Origin of the sequence: Listeria farberi (assembly GCF_014229245.1) — a bacterium.
In the GTDB taxonomy this organism is placed as follows: domain Bacteria; phylum Bacillota; class Bacilli; order Lactobacillales; family Listeriaceae; genus Listeria; species Listeria farberi.
The window spans coordinates 17,263-41,685 of record NZ_JAARZJ010000008.1; the positions used below are offsets into that span (position 1 = coordinate 17,263).

Annotated in this window: 22 protein-coding genes; 12 read left to right on the top strand and 10 right to left on the bottom strand. The window is 39.3% G+C overall.

All coding sequences use genetic code 11. The features are described 5' to 3' along the window. Positions 1-3: 3 nt before the first annotated feature. Genes HCB45_RS08305 through HCB45_RS08320 form a run of 4 tightly spaced genes read right to left on the bottom strand, consistent with a single transcriptional unit; the run spans position 4 to position 7,485 of the window. Complete coding sequence (locus HCB45_RS08305; protein WP_185319713.1) at positions 4-1,137, bottom strand: glycerate kinase; 1,134 nt, start codon at positions 1,135-1,137, stop codon at positions 4-6. Beyond that, entirely contained in the window at positions 1,134-2,816 is a 1,683-nt protein-coding gene (locus HCB45_RS08310) for a sugar phosphorylase (RefSeq protein WP_185619547.1), read from the bottom strand. Before HCB45_RS08310 ends, HCB45_RS08305 begins: the two co-directional genes overlap by 4 nt. A gap of 1 nt (position 2,817) precedes the next feature. Next, complete coding sequence (locus tag HCB45_RS08315) at positions 2,818-5,466, bottom strand: glycoside hydrolase family 38 N-terminal domain-containing protein (protein ID WP_185619549.1); 2,649 nt, start codon at positions 5,464-5,466, stop codon at positions 2,818-2,820. A gap of 60 nt (positions 5,467-5,526) precedes the next feature. Further along, positions 5,527-7,485, bottom strand: coding sequence for a fructose-specific PTS transporter subunit EIIC (locus HCB45_RS08320; RefSeq protein WP_185619551.1), 1,959 nt, complete (start codon positions 7,483-7,485; stop codon positions 5,527-5,529). 163 nt (positions 7,486-7,648) lie between these two features. Here HCB45_RS08320 and HCB45_RS08325 point away from each other — a divergent pair, with 163 nt between their 5' ends. The 3 genes from HCB45_RS08325 (at position 7,649) to HCB45_RS08335 (ending at position 9,476) form a co-directional block, all read left to right on the top strand. Beyond that, the gene (locus tag HCB45_RS08325; RefSeq protein WP_185319717.1) at positions 7,649-8,401 is read left to right on the top strand and encodes a MurR/RpiR family transcriptional regulator; all 753 of its coding nucleotides are present in this window, start codon (positions 7,649-7,651) and stop codon (positions 8,399-8,401) included. Positions 8,402-8,482: 81 nt separating this feature from the next. Next, positions 8,483-8,851 (top strand): RpiR family transcriptional regulator, encoded by a 369-nt coding sequence (locus HCB45_RS08330; protein WP_185319718.1) that lies wholly within the window; start codon positions 8,483-8,485, stop codon positions 8,849-8,851. A gap of 13 nt (positions 8,852-8,864) precedes the next feature. Then, positions 8,865-9,476, top strand: a complete 612-nt coding sequence (locus tag HCB45_RS08335; protein WP_185619553.1) for an HAD family hydrolase — start codon at positions 8,865-8,867, stop codon at positions 9,474-9,476. A 43-nt stretch (positions 9,477-9,519) separates the two neighbouring features. On the opposite strand, the gene HCB45_RS08340 is transcribed toward HCB45_RS08335, so the two are convergent. From HCB45_RS08340 to HCB45_RS08350, 3 genes are all read right to left on the bottom strand, one after another. Then, a complete protein-coding gene (locus tag HCB45_RS08340) occupies positions 9,520-9,924 on the bottom strand; it encodes a cupin domain-containing protein (RefSeq protein WP_185319720.1) in 405 nt (134 codons plus the stop codon). After that, positions 9,924-10,379, bottom strand: coding sequence for a MerR family transcriptional regulator (locus tag HCB45_RS08345; protein WP_185619555.1), 456 nt, complete (start codon positions 10,377-10,379; stop codon positions 9,924-9,926). The genes HCB45_RS08340 and HCB45_RS08345 overlap by 1 nt, the downstream gene beginning before the upstream one ends. An 84-nt stretch (positions 10,380-10,463) precedes the next feature. Beyond that, complete coding sequence (locus HCB45_RS08350; RefSeq protein ID WP_185619557.1) at positions 10,464-11,345, bottom strand: helix-turn-helix domain-containing protein; 882 nt, start codon at positions 11,343-11,345, stop codon at positions 10,464-10,466. Positions 11,346-11,514: 169 nt separating this feature from the next. On the opposite strand from HCB45_RS08350, the gene HCB45_RS08355 reads away from it, so the two are divergent. From HCB45_RS08355 to HCB45_RS08365, 3 genes are read left to right on the top strand one after another with little or no spacing between them, the layout of a single operon-like run. Continuing rightward, complete coding sequence (locus HCB45_RS08355) at positions 11,515-11,964, top strand: MarR family winged helix-turn-helix transcriptional regulator (protein ID WP_185319723.1); 450 nt, start codon at positions 11,515-11,517, stop codon at positions 11,962-11,964. Next, on the top strand, positions 11,961-13,313 hold the full coding sequence (locus tag HCB45_RS08360) for an MATE family efflux transporter (protein WP_070006604.1): 1,353 nt from the start codon (positions 11,961-11,963) through the stop codon (positions 13,311-13,313). The genes HCB45_RS08355 and HCB45_RS08360 overlap by 4 nt, the downstream gene beginning before the upstream one ends. Before the next feature lie 57 nt (positions 13,314-13,370). After that, positions 13,371-13,814, top strand: coding sequence for a VOC family protein (locus HCB45_RS08365; RefSeq protein WP_185619559.1), 444 nt, complete (start codon positions 13,371-13,373; stop codon positions 13,812-13,814). A gap of 20 nt (positions 13,815-13,834) precedes the next feature. Here HCB45_RS08365 and HCB45_RS08370 read toward each other — a convergent pair whose 3' ends face one another. Further along, positions 13,835-14,296, bottom strand: coding sequence for a GNAT family N-acetyltransferase (locus HCB45_RS08370; RefSeq protein WP_185319726.1), 462 nt, complete (start codon positions 14,294-14,296; stop codon positions 13,835-13,837). 53 nt (positions 14,297-14,349) lie between these two features. After that, the gene (locus tag HCB45_RS08375) at positions 14,350-15,084 is read right to left on the bottom strand and encodes a MerR family transcriptional regulator (RefSeq protein WP_185619560.1); all 735 of its coding nucleotides are present in this window, start codon (positions 15,082-15,084) and stop codon (positions 14,350-14,352) included. Between the two features lie 79 nt (positions 15,085-15,163). On the opposite strand from HCB45_RS08375, the gene HCB45_RS08380 reads away from it, so the two are divergent. Beyond that, a complete protein-coding gene (locus tag HCB45_RS08380; RefSeq protein ID WP_185319728.1) occupies positions 15,164-15,883 on the top strand; it encodes a glucosamine-6-phosphate deaminase in 720 nt (239 codons plus the stop codon). A 41-nt stretch (positions 15,884-15,924) separates the two neighbouring features. Here HCB45_RS08380 and mbcS read toward each other — a convergent pair whose 3' ends face one another. Beyond that, on the bottom strand, positions 15,925-17,502 hold the full coding sequence (gene mbcS, locus HCB45_RS08385) for an acyl-CoA synthetase MbcS (protein WP_185619562.1): 1,578 nt from the start codon (positions 17,500-17,502) through the stop codon (positions 15,925-15,927). A 195-nt stretch (positions 17,503-17,697) separates the two neighbouring features. On the opposite strand from mbcS, the gene tadA reads away from it, so the two are divergent. The 5 genes from tadA to cydC all read left to right on the top strand — a co-directional run bounded on the left by tadA (position 17,698) and on the right by cydC (position 24,421). Continuing rightward, positions 17,698-18,168 (top strand): tRNA adenosine(34) deaminase TadA, encoded by a 471-nt coding sequence (tadA, locus tag HCB45_RS08390; RefSeq protein WP_185319730.1) that lies wholly within the window; start codon positions 17,698-17,700, stop codon positions 18,166-18,168. A 383-nt stretch (positions 18,169-18,551) separates the two neighbouring features. Then, on the top strand, positions 18,552-19,958 hold the full coding sequence (locus tag HCB45_RS08395; protein ID WP_185319731.1) for a cytochrome ubiquinol oxidase subunit I: 1,407 nt from the start codon (positions 18,552-18,554) through the stop codon (positions 19,956-19,958). Beyond that, entirely contained in the window at positions 19,945-20,958 is a 1,014-nt protein-coding gene (cydB, locus tag HCB45_RS08400; RefSeq protein ID WP_003727651.1) for a cytochrome d ubiquinol oxidase subunit II, read from the top strand. Before HCB45_RS08395 ends, cydB begins: the two co-directional genes overlap by 14 nt. Beyond that, positions 20,958-22,682: a thiol reductant ABC exporter subunit CydD gene (gene cydD / locus HCB45_RS08405; protein ID WP_185619564.1), complete on the top strand. Its 1,725-nt coding sequence runs from the start codon at positions 20,958-20,960 to the stop codon at positions 22,680-22,682. Before cydB ends, cydD begins: the two co-directional genes overlap by 1 nt. Next, positions 22,682-24,421 carry a thiol reductant ABC exporter subunit CydC gene (gene cydC, locus HCB45_RS08410; protein WP_185619566.1) on the top strand — a complete coding sequence of 580 codons (1,740 nt, stop codon included), beginning with the start codon at positions 22,682-22,684 and terminating at the stop codon, positions 24,419-24,421. Before cydD ends, cydC begins: the two co-directional genes overlap by 1 nt. Positions 24,422-24,423: the final 2 nt, after the last annotated feature.

Here is a 24,423-nt window from a genome sequence, read left to right on the forward strand (position 1 = left end):
AAACTATTTAGCTAATAAAGTTAGTTTTGCAATGTTTTCTGCTGTACGTTCGAGATTTTTTGTCGTATTTTCAAAAAGAGTGGGTAAATCTGTTATTTCAGGGATGTTTGGGAAAAACGCATCAATGCCGTGTTGCTCGGCTAGGTCGTTTTCAAGTGCCAGACTGCCGACGATAGCTAGAACGAAACAGCCCTGTTTTTTTGCCTCTTGAGCGATTTGAACAGGGATTTTCCCCATCATGGATTGCTTGTCCATTCGTCCTTCGCCAACAATAACAATATCGGCATCTTTCATTTTATCTTTCATATTAGAAAGTCCCATAACAAGAGTTGAACCGCTTAACATGTCTGCATTTAGGAAGGCCATTAGCCCAGCAGCGATACCACCAGCGGCTCCAGCTCCTTTTTTTGTAGTGATTTTTTGAGAAGAAAATTGGTCGAGTTTTGCTCCGTAATTCTGCATGGCGTTCTCTAGTTGAACGAGCGTGTCTGGATTTGCGCCTTTTTGAGCACCGAAGACGAATGTAGCACCGTTCTCGCCAAGAAGTGGATTCGTCACATCGCAAGCTATTTGGAATTGAATGTCTTTCAGTTTTGGGTTAAGATTACTAGCGTCAATGGAATATATCTCTTGTAAATGAATACCTCCGGGCGGGATAGGTTGTTTGTTTTTATCTAGTAGTGCTACGCCCAATGATTGGATTAGTCCAGCGCCGCCATCGTTTGTACCACTTCCACCAAGCCCGATAATGATTTTTTTGACGTTGTGGTTAAGTGACGCTAAAATTAGCTCACCAACGCCAGCAGATGTTGCATAGGCTGGATTACGGTCTGCTGCTGCTATTAAATCCAAGCCAATTGCGTTAGCAGACTCGATAATCGCGGTTTCTTGTCTGGCAAGAATACCGTAGGAAGCAGCTATTTTATGACCATTGAGGTTGGTTACTTCCGTTTGAAATAATTGCACTTCATCGGACTCGCTTAAAACAGTAAGAAAACCCTCACCCCCGTCAGAAACAGGGGCAAGGCTAATTTGATCGGCTGGACGTGCTTTAGTCCAGCCTTTTTTTATGGCATTTGCTACTTCAACCGCAGTGGCGCTCTCTTTGAATGAATCAGGTGCGATAAGGATTTTCATTGGTCAGCCTTCTTAATCCAGACAACTTCATACGCAGTTAATTCAAGTGTACTTATAACGGGTTGGTTGGTTAATAAATTCATTCCAGAGAAAGCGATTTTTTTGTTGATATTGTGAGAAGTGACATTGATAATTCCGTAAATACATTCTGTCTCATTTTCCCGTTTTATCGCGAAAACATCTGATCCTAAATCTAAAATTTCTTGTGCTGCAAATGGTGAAAAGGCAGTGTGGTTCCGTCTGATTTGCACCAATTTTTTTAGAGAGGTAAAGATGGTTTGGCGATAAGTGTTAGCTTCAAGTTCATGAGCTAACTGGTTTTTCTCCAGTTTTTCCCGGTTGATTCGACGTTTGATGCCGGATTCTTCGTAACCACCAAGGTCGTTTTTTGAGCCTAATAGTGAATGGTAGTAAATTGCCGGAACACCTTGAAGTGTTAGTAAAATACTATGCGCAGCAATAATTTTTTTCGTTACAAGCTCTTCGGTTGTGTCTTCATCTAGGTTTTGCAGGGCTTCACCGTAGTTGATATTAAGTTCATACACAGACTGCGTGCCATCTGCATTATCTTTATAGGAAACTTGTCCGCCGTTTTGGACTGCTTTTTGGACGAGAGAATTAATTTCTTCGTCGGAAAGAATTCCGGTCGCAGGGCGCATACCAATTCCATCATGACTTGCTAGGAAGTTAAAATAAGTCGCTGTGCTAGAAACTTGTGAAATGGATTTCGCCCACTTCGAAAGCTTCGTTGTATCATGACAAGTGAAGGTATGGAGCACAAGTGGTGGTAGTGGGAACTGATACACCATATTTGCTTCGTTTCCGCCATCGCCAAAATAGCTAATGTTTTCTTCATGAGGGACGTTGGTTTCTGTGATAATTTGCAGATTCGGATATAGTTCGTCAATTAGTAACCGCCAAAGTGAAATGATCTCATGAGTTTCTGGTAGGTGCATGCAAGTAGTACCAGATGTTTTCCATAAAAATCCGATGGCATCAAGACGAATGCTTGTGGCCTGTTTGGATGCGTAGAACAGCAGTACATCTGTTAAGGCCACAAGGCAATCGATATTCCGGACATTTAAGTCTAACTGGTCTTCGCTAAAAGTAGTCCAAAGTTCTTTACCGTTTTCGTATGTGTGGAACAGCGGAGAAGTCCGCGGACGAGTAACATTTTTATAATCAAATTGACTATCCTTTTCAATGAAAAATTGGTTGTAAGGCGCTTCGTTATCGGAGAATCGCTTGAACCAATCGCTTGATTTCGACATGTGATTGGCTACGAAATCAAGCATCACTCGGAAGTTCTCAGACATCTTTTGAACATCATCCCAGTCACCAAGATGCTCATCAATTTGCTTGTAGTCTGTGACAGAGAAGCCATCATCTGACGTACTCGGGAAAATTGGCAACAAGTGGACATCTGTAATAACATCTTGCGCATATTCTTGTAGGAATTCATTCAAGGTTTGTAATGGATGTTTGTTTTTTTCATAAATGCTGTCACCATAGGCAATAAGATAGACGTTTTTTTCGGAAATAGTATCAATGGGACTTCGCGTATTATTAGAATAGTTTTCGGCACATGCGAGCATTTTTTCCAAATAAGCGGGCTGATAAGCAGCTTGATAAATTTTTCTTAGTTTTACTTCTATTTGATTAACCAGTTCGGTTTGCATATTATTCTCCTTCCAACAAAATAGTTGCAAATCCTTTTTTAGGAATACAGATAGTGTTTTCTGTTAGTTTTGCGATTTTCTCCTCAGCTAATGAAACTTCAAAACTGGAAGCGTTAGTTGTCCAGCGAACCGTTTCTTCTGTATCAGCTGGATTAAACAGGCGGATAATTGTACCAGTACCATCCCACGATTTTTTGCAAGTGCTCATGAATACGTTCGGGTTATCCAGTTCAAAGATAGAATTTTGAGCTGGCAGACGGTCGATTGGATAATCCACTTCAAAACGTTCTAGGCGCTCTTCAAATGTATTTAGGTTTTGTAAGTGATAGGTTTCTGTATGACCTTCAAAAATGTTAGATTGCGCGTAGAGCGTTTGTTCATTTAGTTTTTCAGGTTGTACATACACAGCATATTCAAAAATCATTTCTTCAAGCATTTGACCGTCTGGTGTAGGAACGACTTTGTTATTAATACCGGAAGCGCGGCCTGGACGCCACATTAGATCATCTTTTCCAAGCAAACCATTACTTCTGAAAAGAGTTAATGCGATTTCAGCGGTTTTCGGTAAGATTTCATATTCTTTGATACCGCCAACTAATAAAGCAAGTGTTGCGTTTTCTTCTGAAACAGCGACAATATTTTCCACTGGAAAAATCGGCACAGGAGCTTCAACAAATTTTTCCTCACGCCAATTTGCAAGATAAGGGTTTATGACGCTACGTTTCATGAAGCTATAACCTTGGTCTGCGTAAGAAAATTTAGGTTCAGTCACATTAGTTTTAATCAATGCTCTAATGCGGTGGTCTTTTACTTTATTGTCAATGATATGACGAACACGAACAAATTCTTCGCCGTCAAAAAGTTCGATTTCCGTTAAAATTTCAAATGTTTCTGTACTTGTTTTTTGTGCGCGGGCTTCTAAATCTTTCGGAACTAAAGCAGTATGTTTTAACATCATTTTGCTATATAGATGATTTTTTTCAACGGTTAGTAATTCGCTTGTTTCGATATAGATGGTTTGGTCGCCTTCAAGTGGTGAGAAGTCAAAGGAATCCCCAGCGTCAGCCACATTCTCGAAGCGAATTAGGTCATTTATAATGCTTTGTTGTTCTTTATTTAAAAGATTGATTTTCCCGTTTTCGAATTGAACGATGATTGTTTCATTTTCAATGGTTTGTTTGGAAAGGCTGATTAATTGATCCATCTCTGTAGCGATTGGCTTAACTTGCAGAGTCGTATAACCAAGTGCAGGGATTAGACCGCTTTTAAGACAGATTTCTGTACGGTAATAATCTGGTACAGCGACTTCTTTTTCGCCTTTTGCTGTTACGATAACTTTTCGTCCACCGTCTAGTTTTTCTTGATGCAGAACGCTGAAAGTTACTTCTTCCTCACCTGAGAGAAGTTGGAACGCTTTTTCAGGAGTGAATAATGTTAGTTTTGCCGTTCTTTCTTGCGGCACAGGATTAGTGTTGAATAATAGCGCAATATTTTCGTCGCCCATTTTCTGACTAACAGCCTTTGTGATTTGCTTCTTCAAAAGATTAATTAAACCATCTGTCATTCGAAGTGCACTTGTTAGTCTGACTACGATGTCGTGGTTTGCGTCATCTGAATTCGAAGCACCAATACCGTTATGAGCATGGCTATCAAATAATTTTTTCCAAATGATATCTAACCAAGGTTTTGGATATTTGATACCAAATTTGTTTGCCATTGTTGCAAGTGGTTCTAAAATGTTGACTAATCTATTTTCTACTAAGTAATTAAGACGTTTAATATCGTAGCGTTCTGAGCGACATGTGTGGTGGATGCGAGATTTCTGACAAGCAAGCAGTTCTCCAGTTATCTCGTTCGGGAAAGTAGAAGTCCAAGCGTCATTCATAAATGCTTCGTAATCAGAAAGAATGAAGGTGTAACCTAAGTCCATCTCGTTTAATTCTGCAACAATTTCCGGGAAGTTTTCACGAACAAGAACTTGGTCGCCACCTGCTGGTAAAAGAAGGACATCTGTATGTGTGTTCATTTCAGCAAGTCGATCTAAAATTGGCAGAAGACGCGTTTCTACATAACTTTTTTCACTGCTTAAAAATTTACCTGGTCCATAACCGAAGAAAATATTGTTAGTTGGGATGGACTGGTTGTCAGGAGATGTCCAGTGGAAGTTAAGATCATCTTGTACTTGATCATTATAAACACCACGTTGGAAAATGCTATGCTTCATGTTAAATGATTTATATATAGCTGGAAGATAAGCATGTTGCCCAAAAATATCCGGAGAATAGCCGATACTCATACTATGCCCAAATTCTTCGCCCATTTTATAACCATAAAGTAAGTTGCGAATAACAGCTTCCGTTTTTACTAATAGACTATCGGTTTGTGTATACCAAGGGCCGACAAAAAGCCGACGATCTTGAATAAGTTTTTGAACGCGTGTTTTATTTTCTGGACGAATATCTAAGTAGCGCTCAATAACAGACATTTGACCATCGAAAGAATAGCTAGTAAAAGAATCTTTTGTTTCTAAAACGTTTAAAAGATAATCTAAGTTCTCAATTAATAAGATATTGGAATCTTCCATGGTGAAATACCATTCGTGATCCCAGTGTGAATGTGCAACAACATGTACAATTTTATTTTTTTTCATTTTAAAAACCTCTCAAATTAAGTGACAGGTACTAACTAGAGTACCTGTCAGCTTATTTATTTATTTGATTTTATTTTCTTTACGTTTGATTAAGCCATAACGTACGAAGATATTTGCGAATGTAATAAAGGCGATACCTACAATTAATCCAATCGCATAGGCCCAGAAATTTTCAACGAGCGGCCAGCCCCAAATTGCTGGAAGTGGAAGCCATTGTACTGCACCAAGTAATACTGCAGTTACTGCGCCAAGAGAAGCGCCGATCATATTAATTGGAATCGTGATAAGCGGATTTTGTAGCATAAATGGTATCGCGCCCTCTCCTATAGCGATAAATCCTAGGAAAATAGACGTTGTACCAGCAACACGTAAGTTCTCATCAAAAACACGACGTTTAACAACATATTTATCTAGGACAGTCGCAAGCCCAATTCCAATTGGAGGGATAACGATTGCTAGAACGCGAGCTGTTAGCGGGAAAATCTCATCTGCTGCAAGTCCAATAGCGATAGCTCCAGCTGCTTTATTAACTGGTCCGCCAAGGTCAAATGCAGTCAGACAAGCGATAATAGTTGAAAGTAGTACAGCACTTGCATCTTGATTTTGAATAATTAGCTCTTGTAACCAAGCGTTTAATCCCCCGAAAACTGGATCAACCACATAGTAATTGACGAAGAACAAGATTAAAACAGTAATACCTGGAATTAGAAACATTGGTTTCATAGCTTGTAAATTTTTGTGTAATTTAATTTTTTCATTTAAGAATTTAGCAACAAAGCCGGCAATAATACCTAAAATTAGTACACCAAAGAATCCTGATGGTATACCACCATCTACACCCCAGAAGGTGTAATGTAGCCCGGCTGCGAAAGCACCACCAATAAATCCAGGAGCAAGCCCGGGACGGTCAGCAATCGAGTAAGCAAGGAAGGCACCGAAAACCGGATACATGAATTTCATAATCATATTTCCGTATAAACCAAGATAATGGAAGATAACAATAAGCTGATTAGAGTTTGTCGCATACTCTGGGTTACCAATAACTTTTTCAAGACCAAAGGCAGTTGCACCAAGTTGGGCAATACCAATCATTAAACCACCTGCGACAATAACAGGTAACATATAAGAAATACCAGTTAAAATACCACGATAAATTTGCGAGAAAGCACTGCTCTTATTATTATCAAATTGTTGTTCTGAGCCCTCTGTATCAGCTTTTACATAGCCATCTGGTTTACTTAACACAGTTTCAATCATTTCTTTCCCACTACGAAGTGGCTCAGCAACACGTCTTTGAATAAAAGGCAATCCAGCAAAACGTTCTTTATCTTTTGCAGAAATATCAGTAGCGAAAATGACTGCTTCTGCCCCTTTAAGAATTTCGGGAGTAATACGGTCTTCAATACCATTGGCCCCTTGTTTTTCAACAATTACTTCAATGCCAAGCTCTTTACCAGCTAGTTCAAGGGCTTCAGCTGCCATATATGTATGGGCGATACCCGCTGCACATGCTGTAATAGCTACGATTTTCCGACTATAATCTGCTTTTTCCTCTTGGTTTTGTTCGGAATCTAGTACGTGCATAAATTCATTTACTGTCGGAGCGGTAGAAATGCTATCTATAAAAGTTGGATTGAGTAAACGCTTACTTAAAGTTGCTAAAAGTTCTAAATGAGTTGATCCAGCTTCATTTTCTGGAATAGCTAATAAAAAGATATATTTTACTTCATTTGTTGAATCAATACTCCCCCAAGAATTAATTGGTTGATTGATACGAGCAAATGCAAAAGCAGCTTTTTTTACAGCTTTAGATTTGCCATGCGGAATAGCAAAACCTTTCTCTAAGCCAGTTTCAGAAATTTTTTCGCGCTCTAAGACAGCTTTTTTAAATTCATTTTTATCTGACAAAACTCCTTGATTGTGTAAAGCCTCGATTAATCCATCAAATACTTCTTCTTTAGTGCACCAATCTTTATCTAAAAAGATAAGCGCCTCTGATGTAATATCGCTTAAATTCAATGCTATCAGCTCCTTTATTAACACTCTTTTCCCTAGGTTACTTTAGTTATACCATATTATTTTTTGAAAAATGTACGGAATTCGTACAATTGTACGGAGTGTTGTTGAATCACTTTTATTTCTGTATACTAAAATTAATTCAGATGTCTATGGAGGTATTATTATGTCGGTCACTTCGCTTTATCGTTTATTTGCCCCACAAATTGAATTTCTAAGTCCTGCTGAAAAACAAGTTTTTTTCTATATTGATAATCATATTTCTAATCTTGATAAAATGTCGCTCACTTCGCTAGCAGAGGAGACGAATGTAAGCACGACCACTGTTATTAGAATGTGCCATAAATTAAAGCTATCGGGCTTTTCTGAACTTAAGTTTTTGCTACATGCAGATAAAACAAAAGCAAAACCTTTTTCCAAAAATTATTCAGCTACTTTTTTAGAAACAGTACAATTAGGAATTGAACAACTACCTCAAAAAGAAATCGAGAATGTAGCCACGAGAATCTTATATGCTCCCAAGATTTATATTGCATGTCTTGGGATGACAAAAACATTAGGAGAATATTTTTCAAAGAGTTTAGTTACTTCTAAAAAGAATGTCGTATTTACTTATGACTCGTTTATCATTGATATCTTGCCGCAAATTGTTGAAAGAGACGATTTAATAATAATTATTTCTGAAAGCGGTGGGACAGAGAACACGCTTTCACTCGCAGAACATTTAAAATATAATTTATCGAATGTAATCGCTATTGTTAATAATCCTAATGCTCCTATTTCACAGTATGTAGAGACAATCATCTATGCTTCTAGCGAGGTATTTGATGAAGAGTTATTTAAACATCACCATGCACCACTTTTGATTGTCATTGACTTAATTCTAAATATTTTTGAACAACAAAAGAAACTTATTTAAAAATTTTTATGAAATTGCTTGACATGAAACCCATTTCATCATTTAAAACTAATATATAAGGTGATGAAGGAGGCGAATGATATGAAATTAGATGGAGTATGCAAGATTAATTCAGCCCTAGGAATGGAATATCAATTCGGAGAGTTTTACATCGATAGAGACTATCTTGTTTTTGACCAAAACTTCAGCTTAGGTATGAAAAAACGGCAAACATTTCCAGTTGCGAAATTAGGACATATTGCGTTGGTTAGAGAAGAAGAGGAAATCTTGCTCACTTTTAGCTGTGATAATATCGAATTTGAAATAAATGGAAATTCTCATGCTAATTTGCGCGAATTTCGGGATTTGCTTCAAAATAAAGGCACTAATAGCTCGGATATAAAAAAAGCTGAAAATAAGAAAAAAGCGAGATATACAACTCACCATTATCACAACTTCGCTAAATCGTGAAGGAGGAAATTATATGTATAAAGCAATAATTTTTGACGTAGATGGAACAATTCTAGACACGGAGAGAGCTGTTTTGCATTCTCTTCAAGCGGTTTTAGCCGAAGAAGGATTAAGTTACGAACTGGATGAATTAAGATTTGTGCTTGGAATTACTGGAGCAGCTGCGGTTGACCAGTTAAACATTTTAGACCAAGAGAAAGTGTTGGACAAATGGATTGAACGAGAAGCAACTTTTATTGAAGAAGTAGAGGTTTTCGAAGGCATTCATAAAGTACTGCATGCTATCCCAGAAAGCGGCGTAGTTACTTCTAAAAATGCATTAGAAATGGAAAAAGGTTTTTATCCATTTGATATTCAGGATCATTTTCAAGCAATTGTTTGTGCGAGTGATACGGAAAACCATAAACCTCATCCTGATCCACTACTAAAAGGGTTAGAAATTCTTGGAAGAGAGCCACATGAGGTGCTTTATGTTGGTGATTCTTCGTACGATATGAAATGCGCCCATGCGGCCGGAGCTCATTTTGGCTTAGCACTTTGGGGTGCGAAAACAACAGATGGCTTTGAAAGTGCAGAACTTGTCTTTGAAAGACCGGAAGATATTTTAGCTTATGTAAGTAAATGAGTAAAACCCGCCAACCTTGAAATAAGGCAAGCGGGTTTTTTCGTTATAAATTATTGTAATGTTCATCGGAAACGGGCTCTAACCAAGTAGTTCCGCCTAAATCCACATTTGTCGAAATGGCTAAGTGGACAAACCAACTATCATTCGTAGCTCCGTGCCAATGTTTTACGTCTTTAGGAATAGTTACCACGTCGCCCTCTTTAAGCAACTGAGCGGGTTTTCCTTCCTCTTGATAGTAGCCAGTTCCGCCTGTTACAAGCAAGATTTGCCCTCCGTCGTGTTTATGCCAGTTGTTTCTGGCTCCCGGTTCAAACGTAACGTTCCCAATCGGACAATTGTAAGCAGTATCTTCAGGGACAAGCATTTTTAAATAAGCATTACCGGTAAAGTAGTCATTTGTAATCAACTCACCTTTATCAAAAATAACGCTGTTTTCTAGTGTACTCATTATAAATTCCCCCTTTCGACATTAAAATCTTTTAGTTCTTTTTGAGCCGGAATGAGGTGGGTATCGTAATTATCTATTTTGAAGTCAAGTCGATCAAGCGCTTCTTGCATAACATCAATGCGATTTTTCAACTCAATGCGTTGTTCTTTCAGCAATTCGGCGCGAGCTTCCAGCGTGTGTTCGCCTTCCCGGAAAAGTGCCAAGTAATCAATTAATGCTTCAATAGATAAACCAGCGCGGCGCATTTGGCGACTAAACAAAATCCAGCGTATGTCTTCTGCGCCAAATTTACGAATCCCATTTTCATTACGATATATAGGTGGAATTAAACCAATGCGTTCGTAGTAGCGAATTGTATCAGCAGAAACACCACTTTTTTCACTCGCTTCTTTGATATTCATTGTTAAGTCTTCCGAAGCATCCACCACATAAAAGCTAATTTTATTTTTGGTCATAGCCATTCTCCTTTACTGATTTTCTATAATGATTGTATTCCTTGGAGTTAACTTTAAGTCAAGCGAAAAAGCAACCATGATAATTTATTCATGATTGCTACTATTTGTTTGAAGTGTAGACAGATAAGCTAAGAGCAACCCATCCATTTTGCGGAGTGATAAGTTTGTCTGTTCATAGAATTTGTCCAAACGATATTGAATGGTATTCCGGTGCATAAAAAGTTCTTTGGCAGTGAGGCTGATGTTTCCTTGGTTTTTAAAAAGCGTATGAATTAAAGGAATCCAAGTATCATCTTGATGGAAAAGCTTGTTGAGTTCACTCGTAATTAAACTTTCTTTCATTCTTAGCGCGATGACTTTTAAACTTTCGGAAGCGACGGTTTGGACAACTTCACGATTATTATGGTCAAAAATGGTACGTTCCTCTGCAAATAAGCCACGTAATTTAGCGTTTAACGGGTGGAAGAGCCCCATAAAGAAAGTAGATGGAATATAAAAATCATTTTCAAGGGTACCGGCAACGGCAATAAGTTCTTCTTCCCCGAGGAGTGAACTGGTGGATTTTTCAATAATCACACCATAACTAGCCGAAAACATAATTAGTTCAGCATCTGGACTAAAGAAACTGAGTAGCGCTTTTTGCCATTCTTGCAACATGCTTTTGGTGGTTGTGGTTTTAATATGAAACTGTGTTATCCGGTAAGTTTCTTTTTCATTCGTAATCGTGACTGCTTCTTTTCCAAATAACAAATCGAACCAAAACTGAGTAGATTCTTTTGTAAATGTTGGTAATGGTTCTGGAAATAAAGTATCTAGTAACTCCACTTCTTCTCCTGAAAGGTCACTTTTAGGAATAGTAAAATAATACGGTTCCTCGAAAAAAGAAAACGTATCTGTAGTTGATTTTATTGGGTTTTTTGAAACGACTATATTGGGATATCTATTTTTTAATATTTTAATATGCACAGTGGATAGCACCCCTTCTCTACTCTTTATTTTTACAAAAGAAAGATAGGAAGTCAAATTATTACCCGGGAAATAAAAAGGTTGCGCAGTCAACCAAATTACTGCTATACTATAATGGTTGACGCCGCAACTAATTATGTGGCGGATTTTTTTATGAGGAGTCGGATAAATGGCAGATAGACAGGAAAGTTTAGCGAAAGCCATCGCAATTATTCATCGTTCGGAAAGCACTTTTAAAAATAAAAAGTTACATGAAACTGGTCTTAATATAGGTCAATTACGGTATTTATGGACGCTTTATAAAGAAGATGGTATTTCTCAAGAATCAATGGCAAAGAGGTTTATGGTAGATAAAGCGAGTGTGACGCGTCACATTAAACGTCTAGAAGAACTAGGTATGATTCGCCGCGAAATGGATATGAAAGACCGACGTATTCAGCGGATTTTTGTCACAGAAATAGGTTTTCAGATGCGCAATTTAATTGAAGAAGTTACAGCTGAATGGTCTGCACTTTTAACGGCAGGATTTAGCGAAGAAGAAAAAGATGACTTAATGCATTTGATAGGACGACTTTCTGATAATGCGATTATGGCAGTTGAAGGAGGAGAGGTCGAATGAAAGAACAGAGTAAACGGTTAGGTGAAGATAGCATTCCATCACTCATGGCACGTTTGTCGATTCCGGCATTTATCGGTATGTTTGTTATGGGAATGTATAATATAGTTGATACGATTTTTGTGTCATATGGCGTTGGTCCATCAGGGGTTGCGGCGCTTTCAATCGCTTTTCCGGTTCAAATGATATTGATGGCGATGGCAGCCATGTTTGGTATTGGTGGTGCTTCGATTATTTCCCGCTCGCTCGGTGCTGGGGAACAAAAACATGCCGATAAAGTATTCCATCAAGTTATTTGGTTAGTACTTATTTCCAGCATTTTTATTGCAATTGTAACTTTTATTTTTTTAGATCCACTTATTACGCTTTTTGGAGCACCAGCGGATATTCATGATATTGCCAGTGATTTCTTATCGCTTATTTTACTAGGCGCAGTGTTCCAAACCTTTGCGATGGCGATGAATAATATCGTTCGTTCAGAAGGTAATGCAAAAACAGCGATGTTAACCATGATTATTTCCGCTATTTTAAATATGATTTTAAACCCGATTTTCATTATGGGATTCGGTATGGGCGTTCGTGGTTCAGCGCTTGCAACCGTCATTGCGCAGGCTGTTGGCGCGATTTGGCTCTTGATTTACTTTTTATCAGGAAAAAGTACTTTATCTTTAAAAGGGTTCTCATTCCGAATGGATTTCCCGCTGATTCGCCGGATTATGGCAATCGGGTTCCCGTCATTTATTATGATGTCCGCAGGGAGTATCGTAACGGTTGCGGTAAACTGGATGCTTAATATTTATGGTGGAACGATGGCGATTGCGGTATACGGGATTGCGAACCGAATTGCTTCTTTTGTAATTATGCCAATCAATGGTGTAACACAAGGGATGCAGCCGATTGTAGGATTTAACTACGGATCGAGACAATTCGAACGTGTAATGAAAGCTGTCAAAGTGTCAATGATAGCAGCAACTGTCATGTCACTAATTGCTTGGGGCTTGGTAGAAATTTTCCCAGGAATGCTCGTACGAATTTTCTCGAACGACCCAGAGTTAATCGCCCAAGGAACAACCGCTGTTAGATTTATGCTACTAGCTGCTCCAACAATCGGGTTCCAAATTGTTTGCGGAGGGCTCTATCAAGCGCTTGGTCGAGCAAGGATTTCCTTTATCATTTCCTTAATGCGTCAAATCATCTGTTTAGTACCACTTTTACTTATTTTACCGCAGTTCTTCGGTTTAGATGGTATTTGGTACGCTTTCCCATTAGCAGATTTAGGAGCGTTCACCGTCTGTCTAGTGATTATGAGCAAAACATGGCGCCGAATTTTTAAAAATCCTGAGATAGTTTAGAGAAAAACGAATTGGGTATTTTCTTACTAGTGTCTTAAAAACAAAGGAGCGATTCATATGGCGAAAATTTACCCGTATTTAGCTTTTGAAAATGCAAAAGAGGCTTTAGAATATTATGAAGAAGTGTTTGGAGCAACAAATGTTTCGCGGTTACCCGTAAGCGAGGAACATAGCGAAATGTTCGGACTGGCAAAAGAAAACTTGGAAAACACTACCGTTCATGGCGGATTTAGTGTCCTTGGCGCAAATTTATTTTGTTCGGATTCATTTGGAAAAGAAGTAAAACCATCCAACCAAATCTCGATTATGCTCGATTCTAACAGTGAGGATCCAGTAGCTGTAGCTGATGCGGATGCTTTCTTTGAAAAAGTAAGTTCATCGGGAAGAGTGACAGTGACATTACCTTTTGAAGAGCAATTTTGGGGTGGGAAAATGGGGCAATTTGTTGATGAGTACGGCATTTCCTGGATGATTCATACGCAACCTTATTCTAAATTATAAAAAGCAAGTGGACCAAGATATTAGCTATCTTGGTCCACTTTTTTATTAGGATTTAATTTTGTCATTAAGTAGTGTTCGCCAATGCCAGGAATGACAAACGATTTGCCAACTTTACGATAGCCATGTTTTTCATAAAAACCAACTGCGACAATTCGCGCATTACACCAGATAATTTCTGCGCCGCGCTTCCAAATTTCCGCTTCACCTTCTGCAAGTAATGCTGTGCCGAGGCCTTTCAAGCGCATCTGGCGTTCTGTCGCCACACCGCGAATTCGGTACTGGGAAGGATTCATAATAACAGTCGATTTTTCAGGATAAAAACTCGCAACTCCAAGTAAAACATCCTTTTCAAAAGCGCCTAAATGAAACGTACCTTCCATTTCATCATTAGGGTAAATTGCGTTTTCTTCAGGTTGTTCTGGGCGAAGAACCCGGTGCCTAATATCTTGCGTGTCTTTTGCTTTGATTTGCTTGATTTCCACGGCGCCCACCTCCACGTTATTTCTTTCTATTATAACCAATCTTTCTAAAATATCTATTCAAAAGTTAATTTTGTTTCATAGGAATAACCACGAACCAGCTCTTGATTAATCCAGGCGACCGTTTCTTGTAAAAGATAATTTTCATTTTCTGGATATGATTTTGAGGTTTGTGAAGTGATAAAAGATTGCCGCTCACTAGATAGTAAAAGTCGTTCGCCAGGCGCCCCAACGGAATGATCCAATTCGATGAAAAGGTAAGCCTGCCCGTCTATTATAAAAAAACCTGGAAACTGCTGATAGCTTTTCGAAAGACCAAGGCGTCTAACTGTTTCCTGAACTTCTTGATGAAAGGCAGGGTCATTTAGAATATTAGAATGAACAGGTGTGAGAAGCCGTTCTGTAAGCAAGAGGCGAGCGGGAAGTACTAGTTCCTTCTTTTCAGAATCGCGCTTTAGTAAACCTTGATAACGCTCAAGAAGCCACTTTTTACGAGCAATTCGGGCTTCTTCTTCAGTTAGTTTTTGCTGATATTTAATAAGCAACTCGGGCAAGCTTTCTGATGTGTTTTTGTCGAGATATTGTTTCAGTTCTTGCAAGGAAAACCCCATATACTGCAATGCTTGGATAAGGTTGAGTTGTTCTTCTTGAGCCGTTTTGTAGTAGCGATACCCGGAAGTCGGATCGGTAAAAGCCGGGACCAAAAGACCAATCTTGTCATAATAGCGCAATCGTTGAATGGAGAGTTGGCTTTTCTTTGCCATTTCCCCAATGGAAAAAAGCGGTTCCACATTTATCACCCTTTCGTCTTGACTCTATAGTTACTATACACTTTATCATAAAGGTAATTCAAAGCGAGAGGTGAAAAAAATGAAAATTATTGTGGAAAAAGATTACGAAAATATGAGTAAAACAACGATGCAACTGCTTTTAGGGAAAATGTATCAAGACAAGTTGGTTCATTTGGCCATCACAGCAGGCTCGACACCGAAGCGAATGTATGAACTGATGGTAGAAGAAATGAAGGAGAAAGCACCACTGAAGAATGTCAGCTATTATAATTTTGACGAAATTCCAATTGGAGACGAAAAATATGGCGTAACCATTGGCAATTTAAAAGCGATGTACTTTGATCCGGCGGGAATTCCTGAAGAGCAAATTCATATGTTAGATACGAAAAACTATACAGAACATGAAGCGCATTTGAAGGAAGTTGGTGGCTTGGATGCGATTTTAATCGGGATTGGTGAAGATGGTCACTTTTGCGGAAACCTACCTGGCGTAACCAAATTCGGCGATGAAACGCGACTTGTTTCCGTCCAATCGCGCCCAGATATGTTCGATATTTTGCTAGGAGAAGTTGGTGGCGACGCAGAAAAAGTCCCAGAATACTATGTAACAATGGGACCAAAAAGCGTCATGCACGCAAAAGAAGTTATCCTATTCGCAAACGGCAAGAAAAAAGCAGCAATTATCAAAAAAGCACTACAAGGCCCAGTAACAGAAGACATTCCAAGCTCGATTTTCCAGTTGCACCCTAATTTTACAGTTGTGCTGGATGAGGAAGCGGCGAGTGAATTAAATATGTAAATGAAAACCCAACCTTCTATTTAGGAAGGCTGGGTTTTTGATCATCCATGCACACTAGCAAACTCCGCATCGCGCAACTCAACGCGACGAATTTTACCAGAATCAGTTTTCGGTAATGCCTCAACAAACTCAATCCGGCGCGGATACTTATATGGAGCCGTTTGTTCTTTCGTAAATGTCTGTAATTCATGCACAAGATCTTCCGTGCCCTCGTAACCATCCTTTAAGACGATAAATGCTTTTACGACCGTACCGCGGATTTCGTCAGGGCTTGCGACAACAGCGACTTCTTTTACGGCTGGGTGATGTGTGAGCGCGTCCTCTACTTCGAACGGTCCAATCGTGTAGCCAGAGCTAATAATAATATCGTCATTCCGACCTTGGAACCAGTAATAATTGTCTTCATCACGGATAGCCCGGTCACCAGAAACAAAATAATCACCGCGAATCGCTTTTTGCAAACGTTCTGGTTCCTTATAGTACTCTTTGAAAAGTGCTGGGAAGTCTCTGCGCATTGCGATGTCCCCAATTTCACCGACACCTACCGGATTTCCTTCAGCGTCAATAATTGCCATGTATTCTGGCATAATCGGTTTACCCATCGAACCTGGACGGATTGGCGTATCAACCAGTGTCCCAATTAACAGCGTACTTTCCGTTTGGCCGTAGCCGTCGCGAACTTTAATATCAAAATTATCTTGGAAAACTTGAATAACTTCGCGGTTTAAAGGTTCTCCTGCTGATACGGCGCTACGAAGAGAACTTAAATCATGTTCGCGTAAATTATTTACTTTAGCCATTAAACGATATTCTGTTGGTGTACAGCATAGCACATTGATTTTTTCTTCTTCCAGTAAATGAAGTTGTTTTTCAGGAATAAAGCGACCGTTGTAAATGAAGCCAGTCGCGCCTTTTCCAAGTACAGAAAGGAATGGAGACCAAACCCATTTTTGCCAACCAGGACCGGCTGTGGCCCAAACGATATCGTCTTCGTGAATATCGAGCCAATGATCAGCGGCGATACGGATATGCGCGTAACCCCAACCGTGAATATGTACAACACCTTTAGGATTACCAGTAGTTCCACTAGTAAATGCAAGCAGGCAAGCGTCATCGCGAGAGGTTTCTACGCGTTCAAATTCAGTCGATGCAGCTTCCATTAGTGTTTCGTAGTGATCCCAGCCGGATAATTTTTCGCCAACAATAATTTTTTTCGACACAGAAGGAATATTTTCGATTTTATCAAATTCAGCGGTCATTCCATTGTAAGAAACGATTGCTTTTACGTTAGCGTGGCGGATGCGGTATTCTAAGTCATGTGCTTTAAGAAGTTCAGATGCCGGGATAATAATGGCACCAGCTTTCCATAAGCCCATATAAATGGCGTAAGTTTCGAGTAATCTAGGAGTCATAACGATAACATGATCGCCTTTTTTAATGCCGGCCTCTTTTACAATATTGGCAAATTTGCTCGCTTGTTCAAGCAAATGGCGGTAACTCCAAGTTTTTGTTTCATCCTGCTCATTTTTCCAAATTAAAGCTGTTTTTTCAGAACTAAATTTAGCAATCTCGTCAGTAATATTATAAAGTTCTGGAGCGATTAAATTTTCTGAATTCATAATGACTCTCCTTTATAAGTAGATTGTATATTTTGATAATTTTGTTTTAGTACCTAGTATTAATATATGGTAATATAAATGTTCCGTGAAAGCAACTAAAAGTATTCCTGTGAAAGTTTGAGCAGATTGTTCTTACATCTAATACAAGCTATGATAAAATACCAATGAGTGATTTTTTAGAAATGAGGTGCATAGATGGAACGAGCTTTCTTTATGCAACAGGCGCTTAAAGAAGCGGAGAAAGCACAAGAAATTGGAGAAGTTCCAATTGGTGCAGTTGTTGTTTTAGATGGAGAAATTATTGGTCGTGCGCATAATTTACGCGAGACTAGTCAAAATGCCGTGACTCATGCGGAATTACTTGCTATTCAAGATGCGTGTAAACACCAAAATTCTTGGCGGCTCAGTGGCGCAGAACTATATGTTACCTTAGAGCCGTGTCCAATGTGTAGCGGTGCCATTTTACTCTCGCGAATTGAAAAGGTTTATTACGGAGCTAAAGATCCAAAAGCAGGAACCGCGGGATCGTTAATGAATTTGCTGCAAGATGACCGATTTAATCATACATGTGAAGTGGAAGCAGGATTATTGGAAGACGAAAGCAGTGAAATGCTAAAAAGTTTTTTCCAAGAACTGCGAAAACGGAATAAATTGAATAGGTCTTAATGCTCATTGTGAGAAATTATACTTTTATATCCTTCATTGTGAAATAAAAAGCAATAAGTCTTATCAACATTTACAGCCACTTAATAATTGCGAAACTTATCACAATCTCGCAAAAACAAAATAACATCGAAAGTACTAAATAATTTTACCTTAAAATAGGATAAAATATACTCCAGATAGAACTCATTATAAAGTAAAAATCTTTCTTAACTAGTCCCTAAACCTGTGGAAAATAAGGATTACATATTATTTTATTATGCTTTGTGAATTACAGAGCAACTGGACGCTTCACTTTGGGCGGTTTTTCACAAGGTTATTAAGAAGGAAGCAAAAAAAGCAAGGGACTAAACAGCAATTTTAAGCATAAAAAGGAGGAGAAAAGGGTGGATAAACTATTTTTAGCCCGTTTTCAATTCGCATCAACAACGATTTTCCATTTTTTATTTGTACCACTTTCAATTGGACTTGTATTTATGGTTGCTCTTATGGAAACGTTGTATGTCGTGAAGGGGAAAGAAATTTACAAAAAAATGTCGAAGTTTTGGGGTCACATATTCCTTATTAACTTCGCGGTCGGTGTCGTAACCGGTATTATTCAAGAATTCCAGTTTGGGATGAACTGGTCGGATTACTCTAGATTTGTAGGGGACGTATTCGGAGCACCACTTGCAATCGAAGCGTTACTTGCATTCTTTATGGAATCTACGTTTATCGGACTTTGGATTTTTGGTTGGGACAAACTTGGCAAAAAGCTTCATTTAGCTTGTATTTGGCTTGTTTCAATCGGAACTATTATGTCTAGTTTTTGGATTTTAGCAGCGAACTCATTTATGCAACATCCGGTTGGTTTTGAATTTAAGAATGGCCGCGCAGAAATGAATGACTTCTTGCAACTCATTACTAATGGACAACTACTTGTGGAATTCCCGCACGTTATATTCGGGGCATTTGCCACTGGGGCCTTTTTCATTGCCGGTGTCAGTGCGTATAAGATGCTCAAAAAACAAGATGTCGCCTTCTTTAAACGATCATTCCAGATTGCTATGGTCATGGCGGTAATTGGTGGCTTTGGTGTGGCTTTCAGTGGTCACTCGCAAGCGCAATACTTGGTTAAAACGCAACCAATGAAAATGGCAGCAACGGAAGGGGTTTGGGAAGATACCGCAGACCCAGCCCCATGGACGATGATTGCCAAAATTAATCCAGAAGAGAAGAAAAATGAATGGGAAGTAAATGTCCCATATGCGCTAAGTTTCTTATCTTACGGAACATTAACTGGTAGCGTGGAAGGTATGAACACGCTGCAAAAACAATATGAAGAAAAATATGGCGAAGGTGATTATATCCCACCAGTTAAAACAGCTTTTTGGAGCTTCCGTATCATGGTTGGCGCTGGTATGTTAATGATTTTATTCGCGCTAATTGGTATTGTCCTTGCTTGGAAGAAAAAACTTGTTAATGCAAAATGGTATTTACGTTTCATGATTCCAATGATTGGCTTCCCGTTCCTAGCGAACTCCATGGGTTGGATTATGACAGAGATAGGGCGACAACCTTGGGTAGTTTTCGGTTACATGAAAACCGCTGATGCTGTATCGCCTAACGTTTCATCAGGACAAATTTTGTTCTCGATAATTGCGTTCTCAACAATTTATACGATTTTAGCGATTCTATTGGTTTACTTATTTATACGTGAAATTAAAAAAGGACCAGACGGACACAAACCAGAAAAAGCAGAGATTTCCGTAGATCCGTTTGATAAGGGGGATGAAAGCTTTGTCACTAAATGAGTTATGGTTTCTATTAATCGCCATCTTATTCATTGGATTCTTCTTCCTTGAAGGTTTTGACTTTGGTGTTGGGATGTCTACACGATTTATGGCTAGAAATGCACTGGAACGCCGCGTGCTCGTCAATACGATTGGACCGTTCTGGGATGCAAATGAAGTTTGGTTACTAACTGCGGGGGGCGCGATTTTCGCCGCTTTCCCTAACTGGTATGCAACCATGTTTAGTGGTTATTATATTCCACTGGTATTCTTATTACTTGCTTTAATTGGTCGTGGAGTTTCTTTTGAGTTCCGTGGTCAAAAAGATTCACCACTTTGGATTAAGACATGGGATTGGGTTATTTTCTTCGGTAGTATTTTACCGCCATTCTTATTTGGTGTATTATTTGCTAGTTTGATTCAAGGTATGCCGATTAATAGTGATATGGATATGTATGCTGGATTCTTTGATTATATTACAGTGTTCTCCGTTTGGGGCGGCGTAACAATCACGCTGATGTGTCTACTTCACGGATTACTATTTATTACTTTGCGTACAGAAGAAGATATTCAAGACCGTGCTCGTCGCATGGCGAAACGTGTTTGGTTTATTACTGTGCCAGCTTTAGTAATTTTCGTTGTACTTGCTTACTTCAATACAGATATGTTCCAAGTTAGACCTGTACTTGTACCACTGATGATTGGAATTGTAGTCGTTATGTATGTACTATCTGCCTTGTTCATCTGGAAAGACCGTGATATTTTAGCATTTACATTCGGCGGACTTGGAATTGTTTTCACGATTGCGACGATTTTCGTGTCACTATTCCCACGTGTAATGATCAGTTCTATCAACAGTGCGTTTGATTTAACTATAGAAAATGCAGCTTCCGGACAATATTCGCTTAGTGTGATGACGATAGTTGCCGTTACGCTATTGCCGTTTGTTCTTGGTTACCAAATTTGGAGCTACTATGTTTTCCGTAAGCGCGTTTCTAGTAAGGAGAAAATGACGTATTAATGGGAAAAGATTTAAGGAACTACAAAGGAATTAAAAAAATAATGGCGATTCTCGCAGTTTTCACGCTTGTTCAAGGTGCTGCGATTATCGTGATGGCGATAACTTTAGCTTGTGCGATTACTGACTTATTTCACGAGCATCCATTTCAATCAGTCACATTGCAAATAGGTCTCTTCGCGGGGGCCTATTTCTTGCGTCACTTTTTGAATGTATGGAAAAAACAAATCGTTTATCGTTATGCCGCTAACTTAGCAAAAACCATGCGGGAAGAGTTGCTTGATAGTTTGTTCGCGCTTGGACCGCGTTTTGCTCGTGCGGAAGGGACTGGGAAAGTTGTGACAATGGTTATGGAAGGTGTAGCAGACTTCCGGAATTATTTAGAACTGTTTCTACCTAAAATGATGAATATGGCTATTATTCCAGCAATGATTTGGGTTTATATTGCCTTTCAGGACTGGACTTCCGCTTTTATTTTAATGATTACTTTACCAATTTTAATTGTATTTATGATTATTTTAGGATTAGCCGCGAAAAAACAAGCAGATTCCCAGTTTGAAACATATCGCGTGCTTTCGAATCACTTTGTGGATTCATTAAAAGGTCTTGAAACATTGAAGTACTTAGGATTAAGCCATGATCATGAAGGAAAAATCGCTTCGGTTAGTTCACGCTACCGAAAAGCTACAATGAAAACATTACGTGTGGCATTCATGTCATCTTTCGCGTTAGATTTCTTTACCATGCTTTCAATTGCGCTTGTTGCGTTATTCTTAGGTCTTGGCCTCATTGATGGCAATATGAACTTGCCAATTGCGCTCAGTGTCTTAATTCTTGCGCCAGAATACTTTTTGCCAGTTCGGGAAGTTGGCTCGGATTACCACGCCACACTTGACGGGCAGGAAGCGGGTCGAGTTATACAAGGGATTATTGACCAAGCTAAAGCGGATAAGCCAGAAACGGACGCTTTACCGCTAACACCATTTGCTGAAAACACCGAGTTCTCCTTTGAAAAAATCACTGTAAAGCACGGCGCGGATGATGCTGAATCGCTACATGAAGCAAGTTTTACAGTGAAAGGTTTTGAAAAAATTGGGATTATCGGTGCGACGGGCGCTGGTAAATCGACGTTGATCGATGTTTTAAGTGGCTTTTTGACGCCAACTTCTGGAGATTTTCGCTGGAATGGAAAAACTGGTGCGGCGCTTGCTTCGACTGATTGGCAAACCCAAGTCACTTACATTCCGCAACATCCATACCTTTTTCATGATACAATCGCTGGAAATATTTGCTTTTATCATCCTAATTCTACCGATGAGAAAATGAAAAAAGCGGCAGAATCAGCTGGTTTAAATAAGCTTGTGGCTGGTTTAGAGGCTGGTTATGAAACACTTGTTGGAGAGTCCGGGCGGATGCTGAGTGGTGGGCAAGAGCAACGTGTGGCGCTTGCTCGAGCTTTCTTAACGGATCGCCCAGTTGTGTTAATGGATGAGCCAACAGCGCACTTAGATATTGAAACAGAATACGAATTAAAAAAACCAATGCTAGATTTATTTGAAAATCGATTAGTCTTTTTCGCAACGCATCGTTTGCACTGGATGCTTGAAATGGACCGAATTATCGTTTTAGATCACGGGGCTGTGGTCGAAACTGGGACGCACGAGGAACTGCTTTCGCGTAAAGGTTTCTATTACAATTTAGTCAAAGCCCAATTGGAGGAAGTATGATGCGGAAAAGTAGCTGGATTATCCCATATATCAAAGAAAACCGCGGCTTGTTTTTACTTGTCATCTTCCTTGGAACATTAACTTTTGCATCAGCTGGGGCACTCATGTTCACATCCGGTCATTTGATTTCAAAATCGTCCTTAATGCCGGAATCGATCATGGCTGTTTACATTTCCACTGTTGGTGTTCGTGCATTTGGTATTATGCGCTCCGTTTCACGCTATGTGGAACGACTTTCGAGCCATTCGCTTGTCCTTAAAATTCTGGAAAAGATGCGCGTTCGATTGTATCGTTTACTTGAGCCGCAAGCGTTACTACTAAAATCGCGCTATAAAACTGGTGACATTCTTGGCCTTTTAGCTGGTGACATTGAGCATTTGCAAAATTTCTATTTAACTACGATGCTACCAGCAATAGTTAGTCTTGTGCTTTACGCTGGAGTGGTTATCGCGCTTGGAGCATTTTCAATCCCATTTGCTGCGCTCTTTATACTCTTGATTGGACTTCTTGTACTTGTTTTACCATGGGTATCGCTTCTGTATGCTCGCGGTAAGAACGCTTATTTAAAACAAGGGCGCAATAGTTTGTATCAAAAATTCACCGATGCTATTTTTGGTATTAGTGATTGGAAATTCAGCGGACGTGAAAAAACATTTATTTCTAACTATGAAAAAGACGAGGCAGACATGCTTCGAACTGAAAACAAACAATTTCATTTTGTTAATTGGCGTGATTTTTTTAGTCAACTTGTCGTTGGTTTTATGGTTATCGTGATGGTTTACTGGAGTACAGCAGAGTCGCGGGACGGTGCTTTTTCTGGCACGATGATTGCTGCGTTCGTTTTAGCAATCATGGCGCTGGCAGAAGCCTTTGTACCAGTTTCAAGTGCTATCAGTGACAAATCATTGTACCAAGACTCGCTTGCTCGTTTAGATAAAATAGAAGATCCGACGCTACCGACTTTTGAAGAAGAAACAAAAGAAATGGAGCGAATTAACGCAGAACATGTGGTTTTAAAAGCAGAAAATCTAACTTTTTCTTACGATAAAAAGTCACCAAAAATCTTAAACGGTTTTGACTTCACGTTGCAACAAGGTGAAAAAGTGGCGATTATCGGACGAAGTGGAACAGGGAAATCAACTTTTCTTAAATTAGTTCAAGGAGCGCTACTTCCGACTGCTGGAAAAGTAACTATGAACAGCATTGAGGTGGAAAACTTGCGCCCACAAATCCCTAAATTAACCTCCATGCTAAATCAGAAAGCGCACCTTTTCAGTACGACTGTTTTGAATAACATCCGTCTAGGAAATCAAGATGCATCGGATGAAGAAGTATACGAAGCGGCGAAAAAAGTACAACTGCACGATTTTATTATGAGTATGCCAGATGGCTACCATACACAAATGAGTGAGATGGGTGAACGTTTTTCAGGTGGTGAGCGTGGCCGTATCGCCTTAGCTCGTATTTTACTGCAAAATACACCGATTGTTATTTTAGATGAACCAACAGTTGGTTTGGACCCGATTACAGAACGTGATTTACTGGCGACTATCTTTGAAACGTTAGCAGATAAGTCGCTCATATGGGTAACGCATCATTTAGTTGGTGCCGAAAAAATGGACCGTGTTTTGTTTTTAGAAGAGGGAAAAACGTTAATGGAAGGGCCTCATGCTAAATTAATGGCTGAAGAACCTCGATATAAACGACTTTATCAATTAGATCGACCGATTGAACTATAATT